The sequence below is a fragment of the Actinoplanes rectilineatus genome (assembly GCF_000962825.1).
In the GTDB taxonomy this organism is placed as follows: domain Bacteria; phylum Actinomycetota; class Actinomycetes; order Mycobacteriales; family Micromonosporaceae; genus Actinoplanes; species Actinoplanes rectilineatus.
Genome location: NZ_JZKF01000018.1, coordinates 48397 through 73164 on the forward strand (window position 1 = coordinate 48397; position 24768 = coordinate 73164).

The following is a 24768-nucleotide window of genomic DNA, read 5'->3' on the forward strand; positions in this document are numbered from 1 at the left end:
TGCGGCGGTCCCCGGTCCGCAGGCAGTCGTCCGGTTTTCGTAGGACCACCAGTACCACGACAAGAGGCGACGGTGCGGGCAGACTGGACCGTGTGGAGACGTGGGAGTTCGGCCGGACCGTCCGTCGCTGGCGGGACCGGGTCACCCCGGAGGACGTGGGTGTGCCCGCCGGATCGCGGCGCCGTGCCACCGGCCTGCGCCGCGAGGAGCTCGCCGCCCTCGCCGGCATCTCCGCCGACTACCTGATCCGCCTCGAGCAGGGCCGGGCCACCGCACCGTCCGCGCAGGTGGTGGAGGCGCTGGCCCGCGCGCTGCGGCTGCCCGACGTCGAACGCGACCTGCTCTACCGCCTGGCCGGCCACGCCGCCCCCGGCCCGGACGTGGTCCCGTCCCGGCTGTCCCCGAGCGTGCAGCGCCTGCTCGACCGGCTGTCGCACACACCGGTGGTGGTCTACGACGCGACGTGGACACTGGTGCTGGCGAACGCGCCGTACGACGCACTGATGGGCGACACCACGGCCTGGCACGGCCGGGAACGCAACGCGGTCTGGCGCACCGTCACCGGCCTGCCGTCGCGGGTCGTCCACACCGATCGGGAACACGCCGACCACGAGACCCGCCTGGTGGCCGACCTGCGCCTGACCGCCTCCCGGTACCCCGCCGACCGGGCCCTGCGCCGCCTGCTCGCCGACATGTCCGCGGCCAGCCCCCGCTTCGCCGAGCTGTGGGAGTCCCCGTCCCCGCCGGTGGTGACCGAGCCGTCCCGCCGCAAGACCGTCGACCACCCGGCAGCCGGCCGCATGACCCTGGACTGCGACACCCTGCTGGTCTCCCTGGACGACCTGCGCATCACCGTCTACACCGCCGAACCCGGCACCGACGACGCCGACCGCCTCGCCCTCGCCGTCGTCCTGGGCACCCAGTCCCTGGTCAGCGCTTCGCAGCCCGACACCGACGCAGCAGCACGGTGATCCGCGCCGCGTCAGGCTTCACGAGGAATGCGCCGGATCCGGCCCACCGACAGGTGGGCGGTCCGCCGAATATCCGGGCGCAGGAACCAGCGCCGCGGCGAGATCGTCACGGATCAGGTCGGCGGCCCGCCGTTCCCCGTCCGACGTGGGCGGTCGGGGAATGGCGGCCAGCCGCGTGATGACCGACAGCAGGAAGTCCGGGTCCTCCATGTGCCGATGCTGAGCGTCAGCGCCAGGTGTCGCTGACCCGCTGGGAGCAGGCAGAACCGATCTTGAGGGTACGGTTCGCGCCCGTCTCCCAGGTGACCGTGTCGCCTTCCTTCTTCACGTACTTGTACTCGATGCTCGTGTTCGCGGGCAGGTCGACGGTGCCGGACCAGACCGGGTAGGAGTCGGCCGACAGCGTCACTCCCCCGGTGGTCTTCCACGTGCTCAGGGCGGCGTTGTCGCCGAGCACGACGACGTTCTCGCCCCACTCGGTGGTGACGTTCGCGTCGAAGGTGACGGCGACCGTCGTGCAGGTCGTGGCGCCGGTGCCGGCCTTGGCGTTGACGTCGATCGCGACCGCGCTGTTCGCCGGGATGGTCACCGAGGCCTTGCCGCCGGAGACGGTGACCGTGGTGCCGGCGCAGCCGCTGCCGGTGGCGCCGCCGGTGACCCGGTCGCAGTACGTGCCGTCGGCCAGGCCGGTGGTGTAGGTGGCGGTGGACGCCTTGCTCGAGGCGTTCAGGCCGGCCCAGCCGAGCGAGCCGCGGCGGAATCCGATGATGTTCTTCGCGGTCGCGGTGAAGTCGGCGGCGGTGGTCGCGTCCTGGACGGTGTTGTGCCAGGCCACCATGCCCTTGATGCCGGTCGACCGGGTCAGGCACTGCCAGGCGCCGGTGGTGCAGTCGGTGTCGCTGACGTACCCGTTGCTGTCGGCGGGCGGCGACTGTCCGGTGTTGTCGTCGGAGAAGGTGAAGCCGTCGTACAGGAACGGCTTGCCGTGCGGGTACGCGAGCAGGAAGTAGTTGGCCAGCGTGTAGGTCGACCCGTCCTGGTAGCGCAGGGTGTTCTTGTCGCGTTCGGTGTCGTGGTTGGCGACCATCGCGGCGGTGTTCGCGCTCGGCAGGTCCAGGCCCCAGTTCGGGATGCCGCCCAGTTCGTCGAGGGTGCCGTCGGTGAAGTGGTTCTTCAGTGCGTCGGCGTAGGAGAAGCCGAGCACGTCACCGTTGGCGATGTACTGCCGCGGGGCGAGGGTGCCGGTGCCGCCGTTGGCGACCTCCTGGGCGATGTACGGGGCCTTGCCCTCGGCCGTGGTGGTCTTCAGTCCGGCCACGATCGCCGCGAAGTCGGCCTGCGGGATGTGCTTGGCGGCGTCCACCCGGAAGCCGTCGACGCCGAGCCCGACCAGGTCGTTCAGGTAGCCGGTGATCTTGTCGCGTACCCCGGTGGAGGAGGTCTTGAGGTCCGAGAGGCCGGACAGTTCGCAGTTCTGCACCTCGGCGGGGTCGTCCCAGGCGTCGATCTGGCCGTCCTCGTCGGCACAGGACCCGTCACCGGCGTGGTGGAAGTCGGCCGTGGTGTACGGGACCGCCGGGTAGTCATAGCTCTTCGCGGTGAAGGTGCTGCCCGCGTAGCCGGTGGTCAGGGTGTTCTTGCTGCCGGCGGTGTGGTTGATGACCGCGTCGACGTAGACGCGCACGCCCGCGGTGTGGCACGCCTCGACCATGGCGGCGAACTGCTCGCGGGTCCCCAGACGACTCTCGATCTTGTACGAGACCGGCTGGTAGACCTCCCACCACGGGTGGGCGCCGACGACGCTGGTCGGCAGTGTGACCGACTCCTGGGGCGGGGCGACCTGGACCGCGCCGTATCCGGCCGGGCCCAGTTCGGTGGTGCACGCCGTGGAGATCGACGTCCAGTTCCACTCCCACAGGTTCGCGGTGACGTCGCTGTCGTTGAGGCGTTCGGCGGCGTCGGCCTGCTGGGTGAGCACGACCGCGGCCAGCCCTCCGGCGGCCATCAGAGCCACGCCGGAGGTCCGGGCGATGGCTACTCGCAGTTTTCGGTTCACGAGGGTCCCCTCGGTCGGTTCTGATCTTGGCGAGGGTGCATGAGCTGCCCATTCTCGTCAATGGCCCGCGGCGCCGAATCCGGGAGCCATTCGCACGGAGAGTTACTTGAACATTCACGTGCTGACGCGGAATGGTCGAAACGCCCGTTATCCCGGCGATTTTTCCAGTGGCAAAGGTCTCCCCGGAGAATGTCCGCTGTTCCACCCGCCGGGAGGATCCCCGGCCCGTGAGGGCCATCACTTGTGCACCGGAACCGGGCACCGCTGCCGATGAACGCGGCACTGCGGGACATCCCCCTCCCCGTAGTGGACGGAGACTGGATGCGCCGCCGCCGGACCACCGCGTCGATCACGCTGCTGGCGATCATCACCGCCACGGCCGGTGCCGTGCCGGCGCCACAGGCCGCCCAGGCCGCCGCCGGGAGTGCGACCTCGTACACGTTCATCACCCAGACCGGCGGGAAAGGTGCCATCGCCCGGTGGGATCCCTGCGGCGGGGCCGTCACCTACCGGGTGAACCTCGACCGGGCACCGAAGAAATCCCTGGCCGAGGTCAAGGAGGCGTTCAGGCGGGTGGGCACGGCCACCGGGCTGACGTTCCGGTACGCCGGAGCCACGAGCACGGTGCCGCAACGGGATTCGGGGTCACCGGAACCGTTCGAGGAAGCCGACGTGGTCGTCGCCTGGGCGGTGCCGGGCAAGCAGAGCAGCATGCTGCCACGGGGCGCCACCCAGGCCGGCCAGGGTGGGCCGGCTTACGTCAGCGCGTACACGAAGAATGGTGACAAGGCCTGGCGGATCTTCCGGGGGTCGGTGGTCCTCAACGCCACCGTGACCACCGAGATGGCACGCGGGTTCGCCGCCGAGACCGGCGGGACCACCGGGCAGCTGCTGATGCACGAGATCGGGCACGCGGTGGGGATGGGGCACGCCGCCTCTGACCGCAAGCAGATCATGTATCCGATGCTGACCGGCAAGGCCGCCCGGTGGGGCGCCGGGGATCTCCGCGGGCTGCGGATCCTGGGCAGGGCCGGTGGGTGCCTGACCACCACGAGCAGCGCGGGGAGCACTCCGGTCTACGGCGAGGACGTGACGCAGGACTGACCGGCGGCGTCACCGCAGCACCAGGGTGATCACCACCATCACCGGCAGGCAGGCGAGCGTGGACAGGAAGATGGCGTCGCGGATCAGGATGACCGCGGCGCCTGCTTGCTGTGCGTACACGAAGAGGTTCTGAGCGCACGGCAGGGCCGCCAGAACGGTCACCGTGTAGACCGCCTCGCGGGACAGGCCGAACGCCCAGGCCAGCAGGAACGCGACCACCGGCATGGCGAGCGTCTTCAGCAGCACCGCCACGATCGTCGGCAGCCGTTCGGGGCCCGGGGCCAGCACCCGGCGGCCGGAGAGCGACATGCCGAAAGCGATCAGCACCACGGGTACGCACGCCTGCCCGATCGTGGTGACCGGGTCGAGGACGACCGCCGGCAGCGTGAGCCCGGTCGCCGCCACGACGGCGCCGAGGGTCACCGCCACCACGATCGGGTTGCGCAGCGGCAGGAGCAGCACGCGGCGCCAGGAGACGTGGTGCCGGGTGCCGAACTCCAGCAGCGCCATGGCGACCGTGATGATCACCAGTTGCACGAAGACGATCGGGACCACCAGCGTGGCGTCGCCCAGCACGTAGGTGGCGATCGGCAGGCCGATGTAGTTGGCGTTGGTGTACCCGCCGGCCAGCGCCCCGATGATCCGCGTGCCGGGATCGCGGCGGTGGAAGATCACCGCGAAGACGGCGAAACACACGATCGCCGCGAGCGTCGACACCAGCAGCGGGGTGCTGAGCAGCAGACTCAGGTCCGCGTCCAGCACACCCTGGAAGAGCAGACACGGCGCCAGCACCAGGAACGCCAGCCGGCCCAGGGTCGCCTCGGTGTCGTCCGGCAGGTCGCCCCAGCGCCGCAGCGCCCACCCGACCAGCACGATGACGGCCAGCAGGGCGAACCCCGACAATGCGTTGATCATGCGGGGACGGTGTCACACCCCGGCAGACCGGACACGAGTCCTGTGGCGTAGGTCGCCCCGATCGCCGACACGGCGAACACGATCCGGCCGTGCCCGCCGGGGGCGAACGCCCCCGGTGCCGGGTTGCGCCGGTTCCGCGGTGCCCTGGGAAGGTATCGGCGTGCCCGCCCGGTAGAACGGTCCGTCGATGGCCCCACCAGGTCGAACGGCAACCGTTCGGTGACCGGCCACACCCACCGAAGACCTCCGGGAACCCCGGAACCCGGCCGAACGTGTCCGGCAACTTCCCGCAGTCCGGGGAAGGAGCCGTGCCCCGGACGCCGAGTCCTGCCCGCCGGGCGCACGTAGATGGTCGATACTTCCGAGACATTCGACCGGGCAGGAACGGGGCACTCCCCGTGGGCGGGTCGAAGGACCCGGGAACCTCGTGGCCCATCGCATCAGCTCCCTCCTGCGTACCATCGTCCCCCTCGCTCTCGCCGCCGCGTTGATGATCGGCTTCTCCCCCGCCGAGGCCGTGGCAGCCACCAAGACCCCCACCGCCGAGCAGACCGTCGAGGCCAGAGGCCTGAAAGTGGTCGCTTACGCGAAGGCCCTCAAGGGCAGGCCCTACCGCTACGGCGCCTCCGGACCGGGCGCCTTCGACTGCTCCGGCCTCACCGGGTACGTCTACAAGAAGGCGCACGTGACGCTCCCCCGGACCGCGAACGCCCAGTACCACAAGGCCCGCAAGCTCGCAGCCTCCGAGGTGCGCCCCGGCGACCTGGTGTTCTGGGTCAGCGGCGGGCGCGCGTACCACGTGGGAATCTACGCCGGCGGTGGGAAGGTGTGGCACGCCCCCAAACCGGGTGACCACGTCAAACTCGCCGACATCTTCTCGCGCAGCCAGGTCCGTTTCGGACGGATCGGTTAACCACAGACACCGCGATGGGCCGCCTCCCCGGCTGGGGAGGCGGCCCATGCCGTTTTAACAGACCCGTTCGGCACCCGGGCGGAAACCGAGGAATCCCCGGCCCAGAACCTTGAGTGCCGTCGCGGATTGCCGACAAACATGGGGACCGCCCATGCAGGGTAGCCAGGAGGACACCTTGACCCGTTTGTCCCGACGGTTCGTCGGACCCGTCGCCGCACTGCTGACCATCGGCCTCGCCGGATGTGGCAGCACCGCCGCGCTCGTCACCACCAGCACGCCCGACCTCGGCACCATCGGCATCGCCATGCCGACGACCGGCAGCGCCCGCTGGATCGCCGACGGTGACAACATGGTGAAGCAGTTCGAGGCGCTCGGCTACAAGGTGGACCTGCGCTACGCCGAGGACGACCCGAAAGAGCAGCTGTCGCAGCTCAACGAGATGATCGCGGCCGGCGACAAGGCCCTGGTCATCGGGGCGGTCGACGGGTCGGCACTGACCGACGCGCTGGACAAGGCGGACGCCGCCGGCGTGCCGGTGATCGCGTACGACCGGCTGCTGCGGGACTCGAAGAACGTGGACTACTACGCCACCTTCGACAACTTCAAGGTCGGCGTCCTGCAGGCCCAGACGATCGTCGACAAGCTGGGCCTGAAGAAGAGCGGCGGCAAGGCGCGCACCATCGAGCTGTTCGCCGGTTCGGCGGACGACAACAACGCGAAGTTCTTCTTCGACGGTGCGATGAGCGTGCTCAAGCCGTACATCAAGAGTGGTGCCCTGGTGGTGCCCAGCGGGCAGACCTCCTTCGCGAAGGTCACCACGCTGCGGTGGGACGGCGAGGTCGCCGGCGCCCGGATGGACAAGATGCTCGAGGGCGCCGACGAGGACGTCACCCTGGACGCGGTGCTCTCGCCCTACGACGGCATCAGCCGCGGCATCATCACCTCGCTGCAGAACCACGGCTACGGCACCAAGTCCAAGAAGCTGCCGGTCGTCACCGGCCAGGACGCCGAACTCGAGTCGGTGAAGCTGATCAAGCAGGGTGTGCAGGCCGAGACGGTCTACAAGGACACCCGTGAGCTGGCCAAGGTCGCCGTGCAGATGACCGACAAGGTGCTCTCCGACAAGACCCCCGACATCAACGACAGCACCACCTACGACAACGGGGTGAAGGTCGTCCCCGCGTTCCTGCTCCAGCCCGTCAACGTCGACAAGTCCAATCTCGTGACCGTTCTGGTCGACGGCGGCTACTACAAGGAATCGGAGCTGAACTGATGACGACAGCCACCCTGCCCCGGCGCCGGTTCGGCGCGTTCTTCCTGGACCTGCCGGTCGCCGTCAAACTGACCGCCCTGGTCACCGTCAGCCTGCTCGCCCTGGCGATCTGCCTGGGGGTCAGCGCCCGCTCCTCGTCACGCTCCGGCGAGACCTCCGACCGCCTGGAGAGTCTCAACCTGGCCGGCAGCTACATCCAGCAGCTGGACCGCCTGGCCAGCGAGCTCAAGGCCAACGGTCTCGAGGCCATCGCCCGTGACGAGCCGGCCGACCAGGTCACCCCGCTGAAGAACACCAGCGCCGCCGCCACCGCGCTGCTCGACAAGCTCGGCGCGGTCAGCCTCCCGCAGGCGCAGCAGGCGCAGGTCACCAACCTGCGGTCGGTCTACGACGAGTACATCGCCGTGATCACCCGGTACGTCGACGGCGCGCAGAGCGACCCGGCCACCGCCCGCCTCGGCTGGGCGCAGATCGGCGTGGACAACTACCTGGTCTCCGCGGTGCTGGAGAAGACCCGTACCTCGTTCGCCGCCCTGATCACCGCGTCCGAGGTGGCCGCGGACGAGCAGCGCTCGACCGACAACCGCATCATGTGGGTCACCGTGCTCATCGCCGGCATCATCGTGGTCGGCCTGGCCTGGATCGTCGTCGTGTCGATCACCCGGCCGCTGACCCGGGTCCGGGAGGCCCTGCAGGGTGTCGCGAAGGGCGACCTGACCTCCTCCGCGGACGTGCAGTCCCGTGACGAGGTCGGCCAGATGGCCCGCGACCTGGACGTGGCGATGACCGACCTGCGCCAGGTGGTCGGCTCGGTCACCCACGAGGCGGTCGCGGTGGCCACCGCCGCCAAGCAGATGTCGGACGCCTCCTCGTCGATGTCCGGTGCCATCGCCGACAGCACCCGGCAGAGCGAGATCGTCGCCTCCACGGCCGGTGAGGTGTCGCGCAGCGTGCAGACCGTCGCCGCCGGCGCCCAGGAGATGGGGGTGTCGATCGGCGAGATCGCCCACAACGCCGCCGAGGCGGCCCGGGTCGCGGCGCAGGCCGTCGCCATCGCGCAGCACACCACCGACCAGGTCGGCAAGCTGGGCGAGTCGTCCGCGGAGATCGCCACGGTGGTCAAGGTGATCACCAGCATCGCCGAGCAGACCAACCTGCTGGCCCTGAACGCCACCATCGAGGCGGCGCGGGCCGGCGAGTCCGGCAAGGGCTTCGCGGTCGTCGCCGGCGAGGTCAAGGAGCTGGCCCAGGAGACCGCCAAGGCGACCGAGGACATCTCCCGCCGGGTCCAGAAGATCCAGAACGACACCGCCGGCGCGGTCCAGGCGATCAGCGAGATCAGCGTGGTCATCTCGCAGATCAACGAGTTCCAGACGACCATCGCCAGCGCGGTCGAGGAGCAGACCGCCACCACCTCGGAGATGAACCGGGGTGTGGCCGCGGCCGCCGACGGCGTGGGTGGCATCGCCGCCAACATCGACGGCCTGGCCACCGCGTCGCGGATCACCAACCAGGGCGTCACCCAGTCCCAGAAGTCGGTCACCGAGCTGAGCACGATGGCCGACCGCCTGCAGAACCTGGTCAGCCACTTCAAGGTCTGACACCACACCTGAGCAGCACACTCCGCCCGGCGGCACCATCGCCGGGCGGAGTTTTTTCACCAGCGCCACCCGGGATTCAGGAAACGTCCCGGTAACCGTTACCCTTCACCGGCCACCCGCACGATTGGAAGAGCGCTATGAGCGACATCTCGCTGGCCCAGCCTCGGGCCCTGCGTCACGCCCTGCTGACCGCCGTCACGATGGCCGTGGTCATCGGCCTGATCGGCATCGCACGGCACTGGACCGGCGAGGCCTGGGTGTTCGGCGTGCTGGTCGGGGTGCTCTCCACCGGGTTCTTCATCGCCACACGCAAGCGTCGCGCACACCACTGATCCGCGGTTTTTCGAACGCTCAGGTGCACCCGGGGCACGCCGATATCACCTGGCGTGTTCACCCTAGACGCGGCGACTGAAGTCCGGAACCGGGCCGTGGACGCCACCGCGCTGGCGTACCTGCACGTGGACCGGGCCGGCATGATCCGGGACTGGAACCCCGCCGCGGAGCGCCTGTTCGGCTGGACCCGCTCGGAGATCATCGGCCGGCGGCTCGCCGACACCCTGGTCCCGGCGGGACTGCGGTCGGCATACAACGCCGCCTTCGCCCGCCGCCTGGTGACCGGCGACGGCGACCTGGTCGGCAGCCGGGTCGAGGTGCCGGCGGTGCACCGGGACGGCGGTGAACTCCAGATCACCATCAACATCGACGAGCTCGGTGCGGACGGGTTCTTCGCGTACGTGTCGGACCGCACCGACTGGCACCGGGCCCAGCAGGAACTGCAGCGCAGCACCACCCTGATCACCGCGATCCTGCAGCACACCACGGCGGTGGTCTTCGCCAAGGACCTGCAGGGCCGGTACCTGTTCGTCAACGGCGAGTACGAGCGGGTCTTCCAGGTCGCCGCCGCGGACGCCGTCGGCCGGCTGGAGGCCGAGGTGCTCCCGGCCGCGGTGGCGGCGGTCGGCCGGGCCCACGACGAACAGGTCGCGCGGACCGGGGTCGCCGGGACCGCCGTCGAGGAGGTTCCCACCGGCGACGACCTGCGGCAGTACCTGGTCACCCGGGTGCCGCTGACCGAGCCGGACGGCACCGTCTACGGCATCTGCACGATCGCCATCGACGACACCGCCCGCCGGCGCAGCGAGGCCGCCCTGGCCGCCCGGGAGAAACAGTTCTGGACCACGGTCAACAACGCGCCCGGCATGCTGTACCAGTTCCGGACGGGCGCCGACGGTGACAGCGGCTTCACCTTCGTCTCCGAGGGCTGCCGGGACATCTTCGGGCTGGAACCGGGCGACCTGATCACCTCGATGCGCCGGCTGTCCGAGGTCATCGCGCCGGAGGACCTGGAGTCGTACCTGGCCAGCGTCCAGGAGTCGGCGCGGACCCTGCAGCCCTGGTCGTGGCGGGGCAGCATGATCTGCCGCGACGGCAGCCGCCGCTGGCTGTACGGCGTGTCCCGCCCGCACCGCGAACCGGACGGCAGCATCATCTGGGACGGGATGATGCTGGACCGGACCCGGGAACGGCACACCGAGGCCGACCTGGCCGAACTGCGCCGGGAGATGACCGGCCTGACCGAGCAGCTCGCCGTGCTCAGCCTGGTCACCGGCGCGGACACCGCCCCGGCCCCGGCCCTGACCACCCTGGTCGAGGCGGCCGAGCACGAGACCCTGGACCGGATCTGGGCGGCCGCCCGGGAGGGCAAACCGGCCGACATGCGCTGCGCCCGGGCGGACGGCCGCGGGCGTCTCTGGGTGCGGTTGCGCCCACGGGTGGAGGACGGCGAAGTGCTGATCGAGGTGGCCTGCTTCGACCTGGGGCGGATGGCATGAGCGCCCGGAAACTCGGCGAGGTCGGTTATCCGGCCACGCCGGTGCTCGCCTGCACCCCGATCGGCGAGGTCGAGTCGGCCCTGGCCGCCGACGACCGTACGCCCGCCGTGCTGATCGCCTCCGCCACCGGCCACCGGGTGATCACCCGGGCGCTGCTGACCCGCTGCGCCAACCGCGGCACCGCCCGGGTCGCCGGTGACCTGCTCGCCGACGACGCCCTGGTGTTGCCGGCCGGCCTCGAACTGGAGCTGGCGGCGGAGGCGGCGCTGGCCCGCCCGGCGGCGCTGCGCGAGGAGCCGGTGCTGGTCAGCTGGCCGGACGGCCGGTTCGGCATCGCGCCGATGCTGGACCTGCTCGCCGAGATGGCCGGCCGGACCGCCCGGCTGGCCCGGACCGACCCGCTGACCGGCCTGCCGAACCGGGCCAGCGCGCAGTCCGAGGGTCAGCGCCGCCTGGACGCCGGCACCCTGACCGCGGTGGTCCATCTCGGTCTGGACCGGTTCCAGGACGCCAACGACGTGCTCGGCCACCACGGCGCGGACACGCTGCTGAACCTGGTGGCGGCCGCGCTGCGGGACGCCCACGGACCGGGGAATCTGGCCGCCCGCATCGACGGTGACCAGTTCGTGGTGCTGCTCTCCGACCTGCCGGCCGGGCAGAGCCCGCAGAGTGTGGGCCGGCGCCTGGTGGCCGGGATCCGCGGGCCGCACACGGTGGACGGCCTGCCGATCAGCGTGGAGGCGAGCATCGGCATCTGCCCGGCCGACCACCAGGACGTCAGCGTGCTGATGCGCCGGGCCGCGGCGGCCATGCGCCGCGCCAAACACGAACGCACCGGCCTGGTCGAATGGCATCCCGGCCTCGACACCCACCAGCGCGTCGACCTGCGGCAACTCACCGAACTGCGGGCCGGGCTGCGCACCGGGCACCTGCGCCTGCACTACCAGCCGCTGCACGAGGCCGGCAGCCGGCGGATGCACGGCGTGGAGGCGCTGGTCCGCTGGCAGCACCCGCAGCGCGGGCTGCTCCCGCCGGGCGTGTTCCTGCCCGACGCGGAACGGTCCGACGTGATCCTCGAACTCACCGACTGGGTGCTGGCCGAGGCCCTGCAGCAGTCGGCCCGCTGGCGGCGCGACGGCGTGTGCCTGCCGGTGTCGGTCAACCTGCCGGCGGCGTACCTCGCCCAGGACCGTGCCGTGCCCACCATCCTGACGCTGCTGGGGCTGGAGGGGGTGGCGCCGAGCCTGCTCACCGTGGAGATCACCGAGACGGCGGTGCTGACCAATCCCGATCAGGTGGCGGCGCAACTCGCCGAGCTGCGGGCCAAGGGCATCCGGGTGGCGATCGACGACTTCGGCACCGGGTACACGTCGCTGGGGTTGCTCCCGCGCCTGCCGATCGACGAGTTGAAGATCGACCGGTCGTTCGTGGTCCAGATGCACGATTCGCCGGCCCACGCCACGATCATCGACTCGGTGATCGCCATCGCGAAGGCCCTCGGCCTGACCGTGGTGGCCGAGGGCGTCGAGGACGAGCCGACCGCCGCGGACCTGGCGGCGGCCGGCGTCGACCTGCTGCAGGGCTATCACCTGAACCGTCCGGCGCCGCCGGACGCGATGCCGTTCGCCAAGGCCCCGGCCCGCAATCCGTTGCCGGCGGCCGCCTGACCGCCCGGAGCCCCGACCTCAGACCGGGTCGAAATCCTGCGGGGCGGCGGCGAGACGCTCCTCGAAGGCGGCCTCGAGCCGGGCGCTGTCCGGGACCGTGGCGTGCCAGGCGGCGGACAGCCGCTCCTCCGCCTCGTCGTCGTCGCTGCTCCCGGCCGCTTTCGGCAGTTCCTCGATCAGGCCGGCGAGGTCGCCCATCCCGAAGTAGCGGGCGCCCACCGCCGCGGCGGCGAGCTCGTCGGTCGAGCAGCTGTCCGCGGCGTGGTTCGCTCCGCCGTTCTGCACCATGCCGTCGACCAGCAGCAGGGCACCCAGGTGCCGGTCACCCGTCCCGGACCCGTCGCCCCCGGCCGCCCGGTTCCACACGGCCCGTACCACGTCACGATCAGTCACCCGATCAGTCTGCGCCTCCCGGCCGGCCGATCCCGCCGTTTCTCCGGGGATCAGCGCTCGTCCGCCCGCCGGTAGTCGTCGTCGGTGACCGGCTCCAGCCAGGTGGTCGGGTCGCTGCCGTCACCGGATGACTCCAGCATCGCCAGGTGACTCATGAACGTGCCGGCCGCGGCCCCGTGCCAGTGCTCCTCGCCGGGCGGGCAGAGCACCGTCTCCCCGGCGTGGATCCGCAGCACTGATCCGTCGCGGACACCGACCAGGCCGACGCCCTCGGTCACGTGCAGGGTCTGGCCGACGGCGTGCGCATGCCAGTTCGTGCGGGCCCCGGGCGTGAACCGCACCAGCGCCACCGTCATCCGCGACAGCCCGGCCGGCTGGCGGATCGGTGTCAGGTAGGCATCCCCGGTGAAGGCCTGAGCAGGCAGCTTGACGGTCGGTCGGACAGGCAGAAGTTCCATGCCCTTCATCAGAGCCTTCCGGGGTACGCGACAAGAAGTCCCTGCCGAGACGCGTACCGGCAGGGCACCCCGGGATAACCGCTCGCCCGCACCATGAATGCTGTGACAGGGTGCCGTCTCGTGCAACGGGAGATCCGCGCCGACTTCGACGGCGACACCATCGTGATGTACCAGGCCTACTCCCCCGCCGTCGCGGACGCCGCGCTCGCCGCGGGCCGTTTCGTCACGCCGTTCTCGTTCACCCGGATGACCTGGATCAAGCCGTCGCTGCTGTGGCTGATGCACCGCAGCAACTGGGCCGCCAAACCCGGCCAGGAACGCATCCTGGCGGTCCGGATCACCCGGGCCGGCTGGGAGCGGGCCCTGTCGCGGGCCGTCCTGACCGCCCCGGTGCCGGCGATCCACGGTGGCGCGGCCGCTTGGAACAGGGCGTTCGCCGAGGCCGAGGTGCACGTCCAGTGGGATCCGGAACGGTCGCTGCGCGGCGCGGCCCTCAACCACTACAGCATTCAGGTCGGCGTCGGCCGCACCCTGATCCGCGAGTACGCCGAAAGCTGGATCACCGCCGTCGCGGACATCACGCCCACCGTCCGCCGGATCGCCGACCTGGTCCGGGCCGGGCAGCACGCCAAGGCGCGGCGCCTGTTGCCGCCGGAACGCTCGTACCCGCTGAATGCCGCCGTGGCCCGCCGCATCCAGGCCGACGCCTGACCGCCCGCCCGCTTCCTGGTCAGGCGGGTCGGGGACAGCCTGTGGTTCAGCCTGCCGGCGCCCGGATCTCGCGGGCCGGGACAGCCTGTAGGTCAGCCGGCCAGGGCCCGGATCTCGCGGGCCACCGTGGGCCAGACCTCCCGGGGCAGGTCGTGGCCGGTGCCCGGGAGTTCGACGTAGCGGGCGCCCGGCACCGACGCGGCGATGCGGCGGCCGGCGGCGGGCCGGGCCAGCGGGTCCTGCGCGCCGTGCAGCACCAGGGTCGGCACCCGCAGGTCGCGCAGTCGCGGGCCGTGCCAGCCGGCGCTGACCTGCCGGGCCTGGGCGCGGCTGTCGCGGACGCCACTGGGCAGTCCGGCGTCGAGTTCGCGTTCCACCCGCAGGCGGGCGTCCTCCTCGTCGAACGGGTGACCCGGCGCGTGGATCATCCGGGCCAGGTCCAGACCGGCTGCCACGTCGCCGTCGCGGCCCTCGGGGTGCCGCAGGCGCGTCAGCCGGGCCAGGAACGGCAGGTGCACGTACCGCAGAACGGCGGCACCACGCACGTCGCTCGACACGGCGGCGAAGGTGGTGAGCGTGTGCACCCGGTGCGGGTGGCGCAGGGCGGTGCGCTGCGCGACCAGGCCGCCCAGGGAGACGCCGAAGAGGTGGGCGCGCTGCCAGCCGAGCGCGTCGAGCACGGCAACGGTGTCGTCGGTCATGTCCTCAGCGGTGTACGCGAGAGGCCGCCGCCGGAGCAGGCCGGTCACCGGATTGCCGGACGGCACGTCGTCGAAGTGGGTGGAGCCGCCGGCGTCGCGCCCGTCGAACGCGGCGACGCTGAAACCGGCATCGATCAGGGCGGCGACCAGGCCGTCGGGCCACCAGAAACGGGACACGCCGAGGCCCATGACCAGCAGCAGCGGGTCACCGCCGGCGCCGCCGAGGTCGTCGACGGCGAGGTGCACGTCGCCGTTGCGCGCGGAGTACGGGATCCGGATCATCGTCGCCTCATCCATTCGGGAACGCTGTTCGCGAACAACGTTATCGAAACGGTAGGGTGAGCGCAACGGAGAGAGAAGGAAGTGTCATGGAGACGACGCCGGTGTGGCTGCGGGAACGGCGTAGCGGAGTGGGCCGGCCCGCCGAACGCTCCCGGGCCGAGGTCACCGCGGCCGCGATCACGCTCGCCGACCGGGAGGGCCTGGCCGCCGTCTCGATGCGCCGCATCGCCGCCGAGCTGAACACCGGCGCGGCGTCGCTCTACCGCTACGTCGACAGCCGCGACGACCTGCTCGACCTGATGACCGACGAGGTCGCCGCCGGATACCACCTCTCCGCGCCGGGCGGCCCGTGGCTGCCGGCCCTGCTCGAGGTGTGCCGGCAGGGTCGCGACCTGATGCTGCGGCACCGCTGGCTGCCCGAGCTGGTGCTGACCCGCTCCCCGCTCGGCCCGCACGGCGCCGACCTGCTGGAGCACGTCCTGGCGGTCCTCGCCGACCACCCGGCCGACACGGGCCGCAAACTGGAGGCGTTCGCCGTGATGACCACCCTCACGGCCGCGCTCGCCCTCAACGAACTCAACGCGAGCACCGGCGCCCGCGAACGACAGGGCGCCTACCTGGCCCACGTCGTCGCGGCCGGCCGGCACCCCCACCTGACGGCAGCCCTGCTCAGCGGCCGGCCGACACCGGAGCCCCGTTTCGAGGACACCCTGTCCCGGGTCCTCACCGGCCTACTGACAGTGCAGTGATCAGAGCGCGGTAGGCGGCGGCCGCCGGCTTCGGGCGGTACCCGGAGTCGAGCAGGCCGAGACTGGAACAACGGCTCATTCGCCCCAGCCGTCCAGGGCGAACGGCTGGTGGGAGGCGATCCGGGCCAGGGCGGCGGCGGTGTACGGCACGGTGTCCGGCGGCGGGTCGGTCGGGTCGGCCCACAGCAGGCGGGCGCACTTGTGCGGCTCCCGGTTGACCGGCGGCCCCTGCCAGCGGTCGGTGACGAAGAAGAACCCGATCCGCGGGTCGTCCCGCCCGTTGCGGTGGTGCACGACGTGGACGAAGTGCAGATCGTCCTCGCGAACGTCGACGCCGGTCTCCTCGGCCAGTTCCCGGACCGCGCCGGCCGTCACCGACTCGCCGGCTTCGAGGTGGCCGCTGGGCGGGCAGAGCAGGCCGTCGGCGTACCCCGTGCCGGCTCTCTCCATCAGCAGGATGTGACCGTCGGCGCGGCGCAGGAGCACGTGAACGTCGACGATGCTGCGGTACCGGCTGCTCATGTCCTTACGAGTACTCGACGTTGCCACCGCGAAGCTGTCGGCCACCCGACGGCGCCGGTCCTCGGTTCACCCGCTCGGAGCTTCAGTTCACGACCCGCGGGGGTGGGCGGGCTCGTAGCCTCGACGGGTGCGCGCCCTCTGGACGACCGGTTCGGGGCCGGATCCGGCACTGCGGCAGGTCTTCACCGGGCAGCTTCCGTCGGCTGTCGCGACCGCCACGGTCGGCGGGGCCGAGGTCATCGTGACACTGACGGAACGGCACGAGGATTTCGACTGTCACCTGGCCGACCTGCGTGCCACGCGGTGTCCTCGGCCGGGCATGCGGATGTGGGACCGGGCCACCGGGGAGCTGATCCGCACCGACCGCTATCCGCTGGAGGCGGACGCGGAACAGCTCGCCGTCGTCGGTGACAGGGCGCTCGCCGTGGTCATTCTCGACCCGGGCGGCGCTCCCATGCCGGTCGACCTGGAGACGGGACGGCGTATCGGCGGGCTTCCCGGTCACGACGACGCCAAGTGGGTCGAACACCTCGCCGCCGTGGACACCGACGACGGGCCCGTCGTCGTGACCGCACCGTGTCCGTCGTCGACGTGGTGACCGGGCGGGATGTGGACCGGATCACGCTGCCGTATGCGGCGCGGGCGCCGGCCTGGGGTCCCGGCGGCCGGCTCGTGATCGCCTGCCGCCGGGACCTGTACTGCGCCGAGGTCGCTCAGGCCAGGTAGTCGCGGCGGGTCGGGGGCATCGTGCTGGTGCCGTCGCGGTGCGGCTTCACGGCCAGGACCTGGTTGACGCCGATCTGGGCGAGTTCGAAGGCCAGCGCCGACGCGGCCATGTAGAGCCTCCACACCCGGGCCCGCCCGGGACTCGTCAGGCGGACGGCGGTGGACCAGTCGGATTCCAGGTTCGCGACCCAGGCGCGCAGGGTGCGGCCGTAGTGTTCGCGGAGCGCCTGTACGTCGCGGACCTCGAAGCCGGCCTTCTCCAGCAACGAGACCGTCGTGCCGATGGAGACCAGTTCGCCGTCGGGGAACACGTACGCGTCGATGAAACTGCGGCCCGGGGACGGCGACGGGTCGTGGCGCAGGGCGGCGATCTGGTGGTTGAGCAGGCGGCCGCCGGGCTTCAGGTGGTGGTGCAGGATCGTCGCGTACTCCTGGTAGGGGCCGGTGCCGACGTGCTCGGCCATGCCGACGCTGCTGATCGCGTCGAAGGCGCCGTCGTCGAGGTCGCGGTAGTCCTGGACGCGGATCTCCACCTGGTGGGCGAGGCCGGCCGCGGCGACCTGTTTGCGGGCGTGGTCGGCCTGTTCGACCGACAGGGTGATGCCGAGGACCTGGACGCCGTACTCGCGGGCGGCGTGCACGGCGAGGCTGCCCCAGCCGCAGCCGACGTCGAGCAGCCGCATCCCCGGCTGCAGGCCCAGTTTGCGGCAGATCAGGTCGAGTTTGTCGCGCTGGGCGTCGGCCAGGTCGTATCCGGGGGTGTCGCCGGTCCAGTAGGCGCAGGAGTAGACCATGCTCTCGCCGAGGACCAGGCGGTAGAAGTCGTTGCCGACGTCGTAGTGGTGACTGATGGCCTGCCGGTCGCGGCCGCGGCTGTGCCGGGTGCCGGTGACCGCCATCTCCTCGGGCGGCGGCTTCGGGCGGCTGCCGATGAGGCCCAGCCGCAGCGCCTCGCCCATCACGGTGCGTAGCGGTAGTTCGGTGGGTTCGGCGGCGCGCCAGAGCAGTGGGGCGAGTCGGGACAGCACGTCGTAGAGGTCGCCCTGGACGTCGATCTCGCCGGCCACGTACGCGCGGGCGAGGCCGAGCTGGTCCGGTTGCCAGACGAGCCGCCGCAGCGCGCGCCGGTGACGCACGATCACCAGGGGCGCGTCGGCCGGTCCCGCCTCGGAGCCGTCCCAGGCTCGCAGGCGTACCGGAAGAGGGGTGTGAAGGAGGGTTTCGAGGAGTGTCTTGAGCCTGGTCGCGGTGGCGGGTTCGGCTCGGTTCAGGGTCCGCATCGGGTTCTCCCGGGGTACTGCTCGGCGGAGGCTCCTGCCGGGGGTTGGCAGCGAGCGCAGCCGATCTTCGACCCTCCCACTATCTGCCCGCGCAACTATTTACATAAGGTCCTTCTGTAACTTTGTGTTGTAGAACTCAGCGATCAGGTGTGCAGGCCGGTGAGCAGGTGGGTGACCATCTCGCGGGCGTTGTAGCGGGGGTCCCAGCCGTCACCCGCGCACAGGTTGCCGACCGCGAGGATCAGGCCGAACGGCTCGACCGGGCGGAGTTCGCCGGCGTCGGTCGCGGCCGCCACCAGGTCGGTCGCCACCGGGAGCAGGCGTTCGACGAACGAGGCGTGCAGGGCCTCGAACTGCGGGTCGCCGGAGCTCAGGGCTTCGGCCAGGCCGTGTTTGGTGACCAGGAAGTCGGCGAACATGTTCACCCAGGCGACCAGGGCCGCATACGGCGACGGCGACGACGCCAGGAGCGCCGGGCCGGCTTCGGCGCATGCCTCGACCTGGTGCTTGTAGACGGCCACGACCAGGTCGGCCCGGGTCGGGAAGTGCCGGTAGATGGTGCCCACACCCACGCCGGCCCGGGTGGCGATGTCGCGGACCGGGACGTCGATGCCGACCGCCACGAAGGCGGCCGCGGCCGCGTCGAGCAGGGACTTCTCGTTGCGGCGGGCGTCGGCGCGTTTGCGCGGGACGGCGGGCATGGGTCTCCCGGGGTTGCTAACCGGAACCAGGTTCCGTATCTTCGTAACCGGAACTTGGTTCCGCTTGAACATTCTCTCCGAGGAGCCATTGTCATGCACTCCACCGAAAGCACCACCACCGCCATCGTCTCGGTCCGGCCGGTGACCATCCCTGCCCCCGCCGGCCGCGGCGTCGACCTCCAGGTCCGGGTCACCGCACCGGTCACCGGGCGCGACCTCCCGGTCATCCTGTTCTCGCACGGCTTCGGGCAGTCGATGGACGCCTATCAGCCGCTCGCCGAGCACTGGGCCGGACACGGTTTCGTCGTCGTGCAGCCCACCCACCTGGACTTCCCGCCGCTCGGGGTCGGTCCGGACGACAGCCGCACTCCGGAGATCTGGCGTTTTCGCGTACAGGACATGGTGCTGGCGCTGAATCACCTGGATCTCCTCGAAGCGTCCGTGCCCGGCCTGGCCGGGCGCATCGACCGCAGCCGTGTCATCGCCGCCGGCCACTCCTACGGCGGCCAGACCGCCGGGATGCTGCTCGGGGCCCGGATCGTCGGCAGCGACGAGGACCTGTCCGACGCCCGGGTGACCGCCGGAGTGCTGCTCACCACGGCCGGGACCGGCGGCGACGACCTGACGCCGTTCGCCGCGGAGCACTTCCCGTTCATGAGCCCGGACTTCAGCACGATGACCACCCCGGCCCTGGTGATCGCCGGTGACCAGGACCGGTCACCGCTCACCGTCCGCGACCCGGACTGGTTCGCCGACCCCTACCACCTGAGCCCGGGGTCGAAGACGCTGCTCACGATCTTCGGCGCGGAGCACACGCTGGGTGGGATCGTGGGGGCGAACCACACGCAGACGACCGACGAGGACCCGCAGCGGGTCGCTCTGGTGCAGCGGGTCACCACCGCCTACCTGCGCGGCGAGCTGACCGGGGAGCACGTGGGCGACCTCGGGAAGCTGGAGTCGCGATGACCGCACCGACCATCGGGATCATGACGGCGCCGATGAACGTCGGCTACCCGGACGTCCTGCGCGTCTGGCAGGAGGCCGACGAGCTTCCGGAGATCGGGCACGCCTGGCTCTTCGATCACCTGATGCCGATCGGCGGCGACCCGACGGGCCCGGCCTTCGAGGGCTGGACGCTGCTGTCCGCACTCGCCGCACAGACCCGGCGGCTGCGGCTCGGCCTGCTGGTGACCAGTAATCGTTTCCGGCCACCGGCGATGCTCGCCAAGATCGCGGCGACGGTGGACGTCGTCGCCGGCGGCCGGCTCGACTTCGGCATCGGGGCCGGGTCCCGGCCCGGACACCCCATCGCCCGGCGGGAGTACGAGGCACACGGCCTCCCCTTCCACGATTTCCGGCACTCGGTGCGCAGTCTCGACGAGGCGCTCACCGTGATCCGGCGCCTGTGGACGGCGGAGCAACCGTTCGACTTCGCCGGCGAACACGTCCAGCTGACCGGGGCGTTCGGCAATCCCAAACCGGTGCAGCGCCCCGGACCGCCGGTGATGATCGGCGGCCGGTCGGACGCCCTGCTCCGGGTGGTCGCGCGGCACGCGGACCTGTGGAACATCCCGGGCGGGGATCTCGCCGACGCGGTGAGCCGCAGCGCGCTGCTCGACCGGCTGTGCGAGGAGATCGGGCGGGACCCGGCGTCGATCACCCGGTCGATGCACCTGGGCGTCTCCTACGAGCGGCCGGACGAGACCCGGCGGGCGATCGGTGAGGCGGTGGAGGCCGGATTCGGGCACATCGTGCTGGGGTTGCCGGCGCCCTACCCGCCGGGCGTGGCGCACTGGGTGGTCGACACGCTGCTCTAAGCAGCTACGAGCTGCTCTGAGCGGCTTCCAACAACCGGGCGGCGAGCACCCGGCAGCGCTCGGCCAGCTCCGGCGGGTCGAGCACGGTGAAGTCGTGGCCCAGCAGGACGACGTGCATCAGCACGAAGTCGAGGCTGTCCGCCCCGCTGACCAGCTCGCAACTGTGCTGGTCGACCGGCTTGACCACGGCCGCGCCGGCCGGGATCCGCTCCCGGATCGTGGCGGCCGGAGCGCGTACCAGAAAACGGGCCTGATGCCGGTAGGCGCGACTCGCGATGCCCTCCTGCACGTAGGCGGCGGCGGGCGGAGCCTCCCGGGGACGGAAACCCCAGGTCCGGGCGGCGACATCGGACATCCGGTCCAGGCGGAACGTGCGCCAGTCGTCGCGGTCCAGGTCGAACGCCACCAGGTACCACCGGCGGTCCGAGCTGACCAGACGGTACGGCTCGACCCGGCGGCGGCCGGACGTGCCACCGGACGGGTAGTCGAACCCGGCCTCCACCTCGTCGCGGCACGCCCGGGCCAGGGTCATCAGCACCTCTGCGTCCACCGGGGTGCGCCCGCCGCCGAACGAGTCGACGGCGCCGGCGAATGCGCGTACCCCCGGCTTGAGCCTGGTGGGAAGCACCCGGTCGAGTTTCGTCAGCGCCCGCAGGGCGGCGTCGCCGGATCCGGCGACGCCGCCCGCACCGGTCAGCAGCGCCGCCGCCGTCGCGACCGCCTCCTCGTCGTCGAGCAGCAACGGCGGCACGTCCCGGCCCGGTCCCAGCTGGTAGCCGCCGCCGGTGCCCTGCCCGGCGTGCACCGGGTAGCCGAGCGTGCGCAGGCGCTCGACGTCGCGCCGGACCGTGCGGGTCGTGACGTTCAGACGGCCGGCCAGCTCGGGCCCGGTCCACACCCGGCGCTGCTGCAGCAGGCCGAGCAGGGTGAGCACCCGTTCGGTGGTATCTCGCTCGTCGCCGCTCATGCCGACCAGTCTGCCCGGCCAAGCGGACCGATCCTGTCCGCCCCGGATGTCAGGGTGGACTCATGGCACACGACTGGAACAACTCCCTGCGTGAGCAGTGGCACTGGCACTGGACCAACCAGATCCGGCCACGCCTCGAGGGCCTGACCGATGACGAATACTTCTGGTCGCCGGTCCCGGACGCCTGGAGCGTGCGGCCACGCGGCACGTCGACGGCCCCGGTGCAGGGCGGCAGCGGCGACGTCACCATCGATTTCGCGTTCCCCACCCCGGAACCGGCCCCGTTCACCACCATCGCCTGGCGGCTCGGGCACGTGATCGTCGGTGTCCTCGCCATGCGTAACGCCGCGCATTTCGGCGCGCCGCCGGCTTCCTACGAGACTTTCCGGTACGCGGAGAGTGCCGCTGAAGCCATGGCCCAGCTGGACGAGCAGCTGGAGACGTGGATGGACGGTGTCCGTGGGCTCGGGGAGGACGGGTTGCTCGTCGCGGTCGGTGACAAGGAGCCGTATCCCGAGCTCACGATGGCGGATCTGGTGCTGCACATCCACCGGGAGTTGATCCACCATTTGTCGGAGGTGAGCCTGTTGCGGGACCTGTATCTGCGCTCTTCAGCCGAAGAACTGGTAAAAGTCGACCCGCCGGGGATGTTTCATAATCCGGCCTTCACGCAGGGGGTGATCGCCCCGTCCGGCCGGACCCTCTACGTCGGCGGACAGCTCGGGTCGGACGGCAGCGGGCGTCTCCTGGACGGCATCGAGGAGCAGACGAGACAGGCCATGCGCAACGTGCTGACCGTGCTGGGTTCGGTCGGGGCGACACAGGAGCACGTGGCCAAGCTGACGATCTATATCGTGGACGGCGTGGACGCACAGGTGGGGTACGCGGCATCACGTGAGGTGTGGGGAGACCACCGCACGGCGATCACCGTGGTGACGACGGCCGGGCATGCCCGCCCCGGCGCCCTGGTGGAGATCGACGCGACGGCCGTCGTCCCCGGATAGGCAGCATGTTCATCAGGGCGGTCCGGCTGGACGCGGCACCGGGCGACGGATATCCGTTCGACCTGCCGGTGGTGCGCGCCCTGCACCGGCGGGGCGGCATCGCCCTGCCCGGACCGGTGACGCTGCTGGCCGGCGACAACGGCAGCGGCAAGTCGACCCTGATCGAGGCGATAGCGGTGGCGGCCGGCTTCAACCCGGAGGGCGGCACCACCGCGTTCACCTTCGCGACCCGTCCCAGCGAGTCGGCGCTGGGCGGGCACCTGACCCTGTCCCGGGTGGCCGGCCGCAAACCGCGGACCGGCTTCTTCCTGCGGGCCGAGTCGTTCTACAACGTGGCGACCGAGATCGATCAGCTCGGCGTGACCGCCTCCTACGGCGGCCAGTCTCTGCACGAACGGTCGCACGGCGAATCGTTCCTGGACCTGGCGGAGCACCGGTTCGGCCCGTCCGGGCTGTACCTGCTCGACGAGCCGGAGGCGGCACTGTCGGTCCAGGGCTGCCTGGCGCTGCTGGTCCGCATCGGTGAGCTGGTGGCGCTGGGCGGACAGTTCGTGATCGCCACCCACTCGCCGGTTCTGTTGGCGTACCCGGGCGCGACGATCCTCGAGATCGGGACGGACGGCGCCATCAACGAGGTGGCCTACGACCAGACCGAGGCGGTGGCGATGACCCGCACGTTCCTGGCCGACCCGGCCCGCATGCTGCGCCACCTCGGCCTCACCTGACAGACCGGCGTGGTTCCCCGGCCTGCCCACCCTCACCACATCATCGAGGTGTACCTGACCTCGCAGGATGAAAACGGCTCAATCATGTTGTCCGGAGCATTGCGAGCTCCCCTACTGCCGGCAATATCTCCGGCATGGCAACCATCTCTGTCACCCTTCCCGATCGATTGGCGGGTGAACTGGACGCCGAGGTTGCGGGCGGAAACCGGTCTGCCACGGTAGCCACGGCAGTAATCTCACCCGCCCTGATGGAGCAGGTCGACGACGGCCTCAGGCGATTGCTCGACCTGGCACATCGGTAACGAACCGGCTGGCGCCCTGCATGCACGGGCGCCGGCCGGTGTTCGTGGCGTGTGATGCGCACCTTACGTCGAATAAGCGCTCCGGATCGCCACCAACGCATCGAAGCATTCCAGCGTCGCCTCGATGACCGAGGCCAGGCTCGTCTCGTCCTCGGCGGTGAGCCACTTCTCGTAGGCCGTGAAGAACACCTGGGAACCCACCCGGGACGCCAGCTGCGCGGTGCCGGCCTCGACGCCGCGCTGCCGCAACGCGCCGGTGAAGGCGGACGCGATGGCGTCCCGCTTCATCAGGTCACGTTCGTGCAGTTCCGGGTTCGCCGCGATGATCGCATGCCGCCAGCGCTGCGACTGCCATCCCATGGCGCTCCAGTCGAACCCCGCCAGCACCTCGATGACCGCCGGGAACGGCCGGCTGACGTCGGCCTCGAGGATGCGGCCGACGAGCGCCTCGAGCAGGCTCTCCGCGTCGGCGAACAGGACGTCACGCTTGTCGGGGAAGTAGCGGAAGAACGTACGCGTGGTCACCCCGGCCCGCTTGGCGATCTCGACGACGCTCGTCGCCTCGACGCCCTGCTCGGCGAAGAGCTCCATGGTGGCCTTCTTCAGCCGTTCTTCACTGCCGACTTCCCAACGGGGCATGCGCCCATGCTACCTGCCCACCGGCTTGTTGTCGCGCCGCGACATCACTGCTGGTCATCGCCGAGGAGAAGTCGATGGCACCGTCACCGGCAACCCTGGGATCGGCCTACATCCGCGCTCGGTGGGCGAGTTCCGCGGCATCCGCGGGCGCGGTCGGGAAGACATCCATGTCGAAGAAGCGGGCGAACGGCAGGGTCTGCATCGTCTGCGCCACCCCCTCCTCGTCCGCGGCGATGATCTCCACGAAGGTCGTCCCGCGCGCGGGTGAGACGTAGTGGGCGCCGACCCGGCCCTCGGCGCGGAGCACCTCCAGCTGCCGGTGCTCGTCTGCCCGCAGGGCGCCGAACTCCGCCATGTCCGTGCCGGCGTGCAGCGTGCCGACCACCATGAACGTCCGCTTCGCATGTTCTGACATTGCCTGTCCTTCTCCGTCGGCGGGCTTGTGGATGCGGCACGACA

28 protein-coding genes and 1 pseudogene are annotated in these 24768 nt (G+C 71.0%); 17 read left to right on the forward strand and 12 right to left on the reverse strand.

The window, feature by feature from the left end; all coding sequences use genetic code 11:
• Window positions 1-92 precede the first annotated feature (92 nt).
• Window positions 93-971 carry a helix-turn-helix transcriptional regulator gene (locus WH85_RS16090; protein WP_045742673.1) on the forward strand — a complete coding sequence of 293 codons (879 nt, stop codon included), beginning with the start codon at window positions 93-95 and terminating at the stop codon, window positions 969-971.
• 18 nt (window positions 972-989) lie between these two features.
• Here the strand turns inward: WH85_RS16090 and WH85_RS16095 are convergent, their stop codons facing one another.
• Both WH85_RS16095 and WH85_RS16100 read right to left on the reverse strand, forming a co-directional pair.
• Window positions 990-1181, reverse strand: a complete 192-nt coding sequence (locus WH85_RS16095) for a hypothetical protein (RefSeq protein ID WP_045742674.1) — start codon at window positions 1179-1181, stop codon at window positions 990-992.
• Between the two features lie 16 nt (window positions 1182-1197).
• Window positions 1198-3027, reverse strand: a complete 1830-nt coding sequence (locus tag WH85_RS16100) for a carbohydrate-binding module family 20 domain-containing protein (RefSeq protein ID WP_045742675.1) — start codon at window positions 3025-3027, stop codon at window positions 1198-1200.
• A gap of 321 nt (window positions 3028-3348) precedes the next feature.
• On the opposite strand from WH85_RS16100, the gene WH85_RS16105 reads away from it, so the two are divergent.
• Window positions 3349-4131 (forward strand): matrixin family metalloprotease, encoded by a 783-nt coding sequence (locus WH85_RS16105; protein ID WP_169792450.1) that lies wholly within the window; start codon window positions 3349-3351, stop codon window positions 4129-4131.
• A gap of 9 nt (window positions 4132-4140) precedes the next feature.
• Here the strand turns inward: WH85_RS16105 and WH85_RS16110 are convergent, their stop codons facing one another.
• Window positions 4141-5046 (reverse strand): AEC family transporter, encoded by a 906-nt coding sequence (locus WH85_RS16110; protein WP_045742677.1) that lies wholly within the window; start codon window positions 5044-5046, stop codon window positions 4141-4143.
• Between the two features lie 427 nt (window positions 5047-5473).
• Between WH85_RS16110 and WH85_RS16115 the strand changes: the two genes are divergently transcribed.
• From WH85_RS16115 to WH85_RS16140, 6 genes are all read left to right on the forward strand, one after another.
• Window positions 5474-5959, forward strand: a complete 486-nt coding sequence (locus tag WH85_RS16115; protein ID WP_052720481.1) for a C40 family peptidase — start codon at window positions 5474-5476, stop codon at window positions 5957-5959.
• 175 nt (window positions 5960-6134) lie between these two features.
• Window positions 6135-7232, forward strand: a complete 1098-nt coding sequence (gene chvE, locus WH85_RS16120; RefSeq protein ID WP_342669795.1) for a multiple monosaccharide ABC transporter substrate-binding protein — start codon at window positions 6135-6137, stop codon at window positions 7230-7232.
• Window positions 7232-8833, forward strand: a complete 1602-nt coding sequence (locus tag WH85_RS16125) for a methyl-accepting chemotaxis protein (protein WP_045742679.1) — start codon at window positions 7232-7234, stop codon at window positions 8831-8833. The genes chvE and WH85_RS16125 overlap by 1 nt, the downstream gene beginning before the upstream one ends.
• A 137-nt stretch (window positions 8834-8970) precedes the next feature.
• Window positions 8971-9165, forward strand: a complete 195-nt coding sequence (locus WH85_RS16130; protein ID WP_045742680.1) for a hypothetical protein — start codon at window positions 8971-8973, stop codon at window positions 9163-9165.
• 54 nt (window positions 9166-9219) lie between these two features.
• Complete coding sequence (locus tag WH85_RS16135) at window positions 9220-10665, forward strand: PAS domain-containing protein (protein ID WP_083449028.1); 1446 nt, start codon at window positions 9220-9222, stop codon at window positions 10663-10665.
• On the forward strand, window positions 10662-12332 hold the full coding sequence (locus WH85_RS16140; RefSeq protein ID WP_045742682.1) for a putative bifunctional diguanylate cyclase/phosphodiesterase: 1671 nt from the start codon (window positions 10662-10664) through the stop codon (window positions 12330-12332). The genes WH85_RS16135 and WH85_RS16140 overlap by 4 nt, the downstream gene beginning before the upstream one ends.
• A gap of 18 nt (window positions 12333-12350) precedes the next feature.
• Here the strand turns inward: WH85_RS16140 and WH85_RS16145 are convergent, their stop codons facing one another.
• On the reverse strand, window positions 12351-12725 hold the full coding sequence (locus tag WH85_RS16145) for a hypothetical protein (protein WP_157411024.1): 375 nt from the start codon (window positions 12723-12725) through the stop codon (window positions 12351-12353).
• A 50-nt stretch (window positions 12726-12775) separates the two neighbouring features.
• A complete protein-coding gene (locus WH85_RS16150; RefSeq protein WP_045742684.1) occupies window positions 12776-13183 on the reverse strand; it encodes a (R)-mandelonitrile lyase in 408 nt (135 codons plus the stop codon).
• Between the two features lie 120 nt (window positions 13184-13303).
• Here WH85_RS16150 and WH85_RS16155 point away from each other — a divergent pair, with 120 nt between their 5' ends.
• The gene (locus WH85_RS16155; protein WP_245673953.1) at window positions 13304-13894 is read left to right on the forward strand and encodes a DUF4291 domain-containing protein; all 591 of its coding nucleotides are present in this window, start codon (window positions 13304-13306) and stop codon (window positions 13892-13894) included.
• A 92-nt stretch (window positions 13895-13986) separates the two neighbouring features.
• Here WH85_RS16155 and WH85_RS16160 read toward each other — a convergent pair whose 3' ends face one another.
• Entirely contained in the window at window positions 13987-14892 is a 906-nt protein-coding gene (locus WH85_RS16160; protein ID WP_083449029.1) for an alpha/beta fold hydrolase, read from the reverse strand.
• Between the two features lie 71 nt (window positions 14893-14963).
• Here WH85_RS16160 and WH85_RS16165 point away from each other — a divergent pair, with 71 nt between their 5' ends.
• A complete protein-coding gene (locus WH85_RS16165) occupies window positions 14964-15626 on the forward strand; it encodes a TetR/AcrR family transcriptional regulator (RefSeq protein WP_045742686.1) in 663 nt (220 codons plus the stop codon).
• Between the two features lie 75 nt (window positions 15627-15701).
• Here the strand turns inward: WH85_RS16165 and WH85_RS16170 are convergent, their stop codons facing one another.
• Window positions 15702-16148: an NUDIX hydrolase gene (locus tag WH85_RS16170; protein WP_045742687.1), complete on the reverse strand. Its 447-nt coding sequence runs from the start codon at window positions 16146-16148 to the stop codon at window positions 15702-15704.
• Window positions 16149-16275: 127 nt separating this feature from the next.
• On the opposite strand from WH85_RS16170, the gene WH85_RS16175 reads away from it, so the two are divergent.
• The gene (locus WH85_RS16175; RefSeq protein WP_045742688.1) at window positions 16276-16746 is read left to right on the forward strand and encodes a hypothetical protein; all 471 of its coding nucleotides are present in this window, start codon (window positions 16276-16278) and stop codon (window positions 16744-16746) included.
• Entirely contained in the window at window positions 16725-16874 is a 150-nt protein-coding gene (locus tag WH85_RS50400; RefSeq protein ID WP_157411025.1) for a hypothetical protein, read from the forward strand. The genes WH85_RS16175 and WH85_RS50400 overlap by 22 nt, the downstream gene beginning before the upstream one ends.
• On the opposite strand, the gene WH85_RS16180 is transcribed toward WH85_RS50400, so the two are convergent.
• Together WH85_RS16180 and WH85_RS16185 are read right to left on the reverse strand one after the other, a co-directional pair.
• Window positions 16862-18154: an SAM-dependent methyltransferase gene (locus tag WH85_RS16180; RefSeq protein WP_045742689.1), complete on the reverse strand. Its 1293-nt coding sequence runs from the start codon at window positions 18152-18154 to the stop codon at window positions 16862-16864. The two genes, WH85_RS50400 and WH85_RS16180, sit on opposite strands and share 13 nt — an antisense overlap.
• A gap of 143 nt (window positions 18155-18297) precedes the next feature.
• The gene (locus WH85_RS16185) at window positions 18298-18855 is read right to left on the reverse strand and encodes a TetR/AcrR family transcriptional regulator (RefSeq protein ID WP_045742690.1); all 558 of its coding nucleotides are present in this window, start codon (window positions 18853-18855) and stop codon (window positions 18298-18300) included.
• A gap of 93 nt (window positions 18856-18948) precedes the next feature.
• On the opposite strand from WH85_RS16185, the gene WH85_RS16190 reads away from it, so the two are divergent.
• Together WH85_RS16190 and WH85_RS16195 are read left to right on the forward strand one after the other, a co-directional pair.
• Complete coding sequence (locus WH85_RS16190; protein WP_045742691.1) at window positions 18949-19821, forward strand: alpha/beta hydrolase family protein; 873 nt, start codon at window positions 18949-18951, stop codon at window positions 19819-19821.
• The gene (locus WH85_RS16195) at window positions 19818-20672 is read left to right on the forward strand and encodes an LLM class flavin-dependent oxidoreductase (RefSeq protein ID WP_045742692.1); all 855 of its coding nucleotides are present in this window, start codon (window positions 19818-19820) and stop codon (window positions 20670-20672) included. Before WH85_RS16190 ends, WH85_RS16195 begins: the two co-directional genes overlap by 4 nt.
• 4 nt (window positions 20673-20676) lie before the next feature.
• On the opposite strand, the gene WH85_RS16200 is transcribed toward WH85_RS16195, so the two are convergent.
• Window positions 20677-21639 (reverse strand): helix-turn-helix transcriptional regulator, encoded by a 963-nt coding sequence (locus WH85_RS16200; RefSeq protein WP_045742693.1) that lies wholly within the window; start codon window positions 21637-21639, stop codon window positions 20677-20679.
• Between the two features lie 62 nt (window positions 21640-21701).
• Here WH85_RS16200 and WH85_RS52925 point away from each other — a divergent pair.
• The 3 genes and pseudogenes from WH85_RS52925 to WH85_RS16210 all read left to right on the forward strand — a co-directional run.
• A pseudogene (locus WH85_RS52925) lies at window positions 21702-22241 on the forward strand (DinB family protein); the annotation flags it as partial.
• Window positions 22242-22286: 45 nt separating this feature from the next.
• On the forward strand, window positions 22287-22643 hold the full coding sequence (locus WH85_RS52930) for a RidA family protein (RefSeq protein ID WP_245673960.1): 357 nt from the start codon (window positions 22287-22289) through the stop codon (window positions 22641-22643).
• Between the two features lie 5 nt (window positions 22644-22648).
• The gene (locus WH85_RS16210; RefSeq protein WP_045742694.1) at window positions 22649-23368 is read left to right on the forward strand and encodes an AAA family ATPase; all 720 of its coding nucleotides are present in this window, start codon (window positions 22649-22651) and stop codon (window positions 23366-23368) included.
• A 365-nt stretch (window positions 23369-23733) separates the two neighbouring features.
• Here WH85_RS16210 and WH85_RS16215 read toward each other — a convergent pair whose 3' ends face one another.
• Together WH85_RS16215 and WH85_RS16220 are read right to left on the reverse strand one after the other, a co-directional pair.
• Window positions 23734-24309: a TetR family transcriptional regulator gene (locus WH85_RS16215; protein WP_045742695.1), complete on the reverse strand. Its 576-nt coding sequence runs from the start codon at window positions 24307-24309 to the stop codon at window positions 23734-23736.
• Window positions 24310-24415: 106 nt separating this feature from the next.
• Window positions 24416-24724 carry a hypothetical protein gene (locus WH85_RS16220; protein ID WP_045742756.1) on the reverse strand — a complete coding sequence of 103 codons (309 nt, stop codon included), beginning with the start codon at window positions 24722-24724 and terminating at the stop codon, window positions 24416-24418.
• Window positions 24725-24768: the final 44 nt, after the last annotated feature.

Bases quoted from the DNA above. Each gene is read 5' to 3' on its own strand.
- WH85_RS16215 (WP_045742695.1), bottom strand. From the start codon at position 24,309: ATGCCCCGTTGGGAAGTCGGCAGTGAAGAACGGCTGAAGAAGGCCACC.
- WH85_RS16195 (WP_045742692.1), top strand. From the start codon at position 19,818: ATGACCGCACCGACCATCGGGATCATGACGGCGCCGATGAACGTCGGC.
- WH85_RS52930 (WP_245673960.1), top strand. From the start codon at position 22,287: ATGTTTCATAATCCGGCCTTCACGCAGGGGGTGATCGCCCCGTCCGGC.
- WH85_RS16170 (WP_045742687.1), bottom strand. From the start codon at position 16,148: ATGAGCAGCCGGTACCGCAGCATCGTCGACGTTCACGTGCTCCTGCGC.
- WH85_RS16125 (WP_045742679.1), top strand. From the start codon at position 7,232: ATGACGACAGCCACCCTGCCCCGGCGCCGGTTCGGCGCGTTCTTCCTG.
- WH85_RS16190 (WP_045742691.1), top strand. From the start codon at position 18,949: ATGCACTCCACCGAAAGCACCACCACCGCCATCGTCTCGGTCCGGCCG.
- WH85_RS16105 (WP_169792450.1), top strand. From the start codon at position 3,349: ATGCGCCGCCGCCGGACCACCGCGTCGATCACGCTGCTGGCGATCATC.
- WH85_RS16160 (WP_083449029.1), bottom strand. From the start codon at position 14,892: ATGGATGAGGCGACGATGATCCGGATCCCGTACTCCGCGCGCAACGGC.
- WH85_RS16095 (WP_045742674.1), bottom strand. From the start codon at position 1,181: ATGGAGGACCCGGACTTCCTGCTGTCGGTCATCACGCGGCTGGCCGCC.
- WH85_RS16140 (WP_045742682.1), top strand. From the start codon at position 10,662: ATGAGCGCCCGGAAACTCGGCGAGGTCGGTTATCCGGCCACGCCGGTG.
- WH85_RS16220 (WP_045742756.1), bottom strand. From the start codon at position 24,724: ATGTCAGAACATGCGAAGCGGACGTTCATGGTGGTCGGCACGCTGCAC.
- WH85_RS16165 (WP_045742686.1), top strand. From the start codon at position 14,964: ATGGAGACGACGCCGGTGTGGCTGCGGGAACGGCGTAGCGGAGTGGGC.
- WH85_RS16210 (WP_045742694.1), top strand. From the start codon at position 22,649: ATGTTCATCAGGGCGGTCCGGCTGGACGCGGCACCGGGCGACGGATAT.
- WH85_RS16185 (WP_045742690.1), bottom strand. From the start codon at position 18,855: ATGCCCGCCGTCCCGCGCAAACGCGCCGACGCCCGCCGCAACGAGAAG.
- WH85_RS16150 (WP_045742684.1), bottom strand. From the start codon at position 13,183: ATGGAACTTCTGCCTGTCCGACCGACCGTCAAGCTGCCTGCTCAGGCC.
- WH85_RS16110 (WP_045742677.1), bottom strand. From the start codon at position 5,046: ATGATCAACGCATTGTCGGGGTTCGCCCTGCTGGCCGTCATCGTGCTG.
- WH85_RS16200 (WP_045742693.1), bottom strand. From the start codon at position 21,639: ATGAGCGGCGACGAGCGAGATACCACCGAACGGGTGCTCACCCTGCTC.
- WH85_RS16180 (WP_045742689.1), bottom strand. From the start codon at position 18,154: ATGCGGACCCTGAACCGAGCCGAACCCGCCACCGCGACCAGGCTCAAG.
- WH85_RS16130 (WP_045742680.1), top strand. From the start codon at position 8,971: ATGAGCGACATCTCGCTGGCCCAGCCTCGGGCCCTGCGTCACGCCCTG.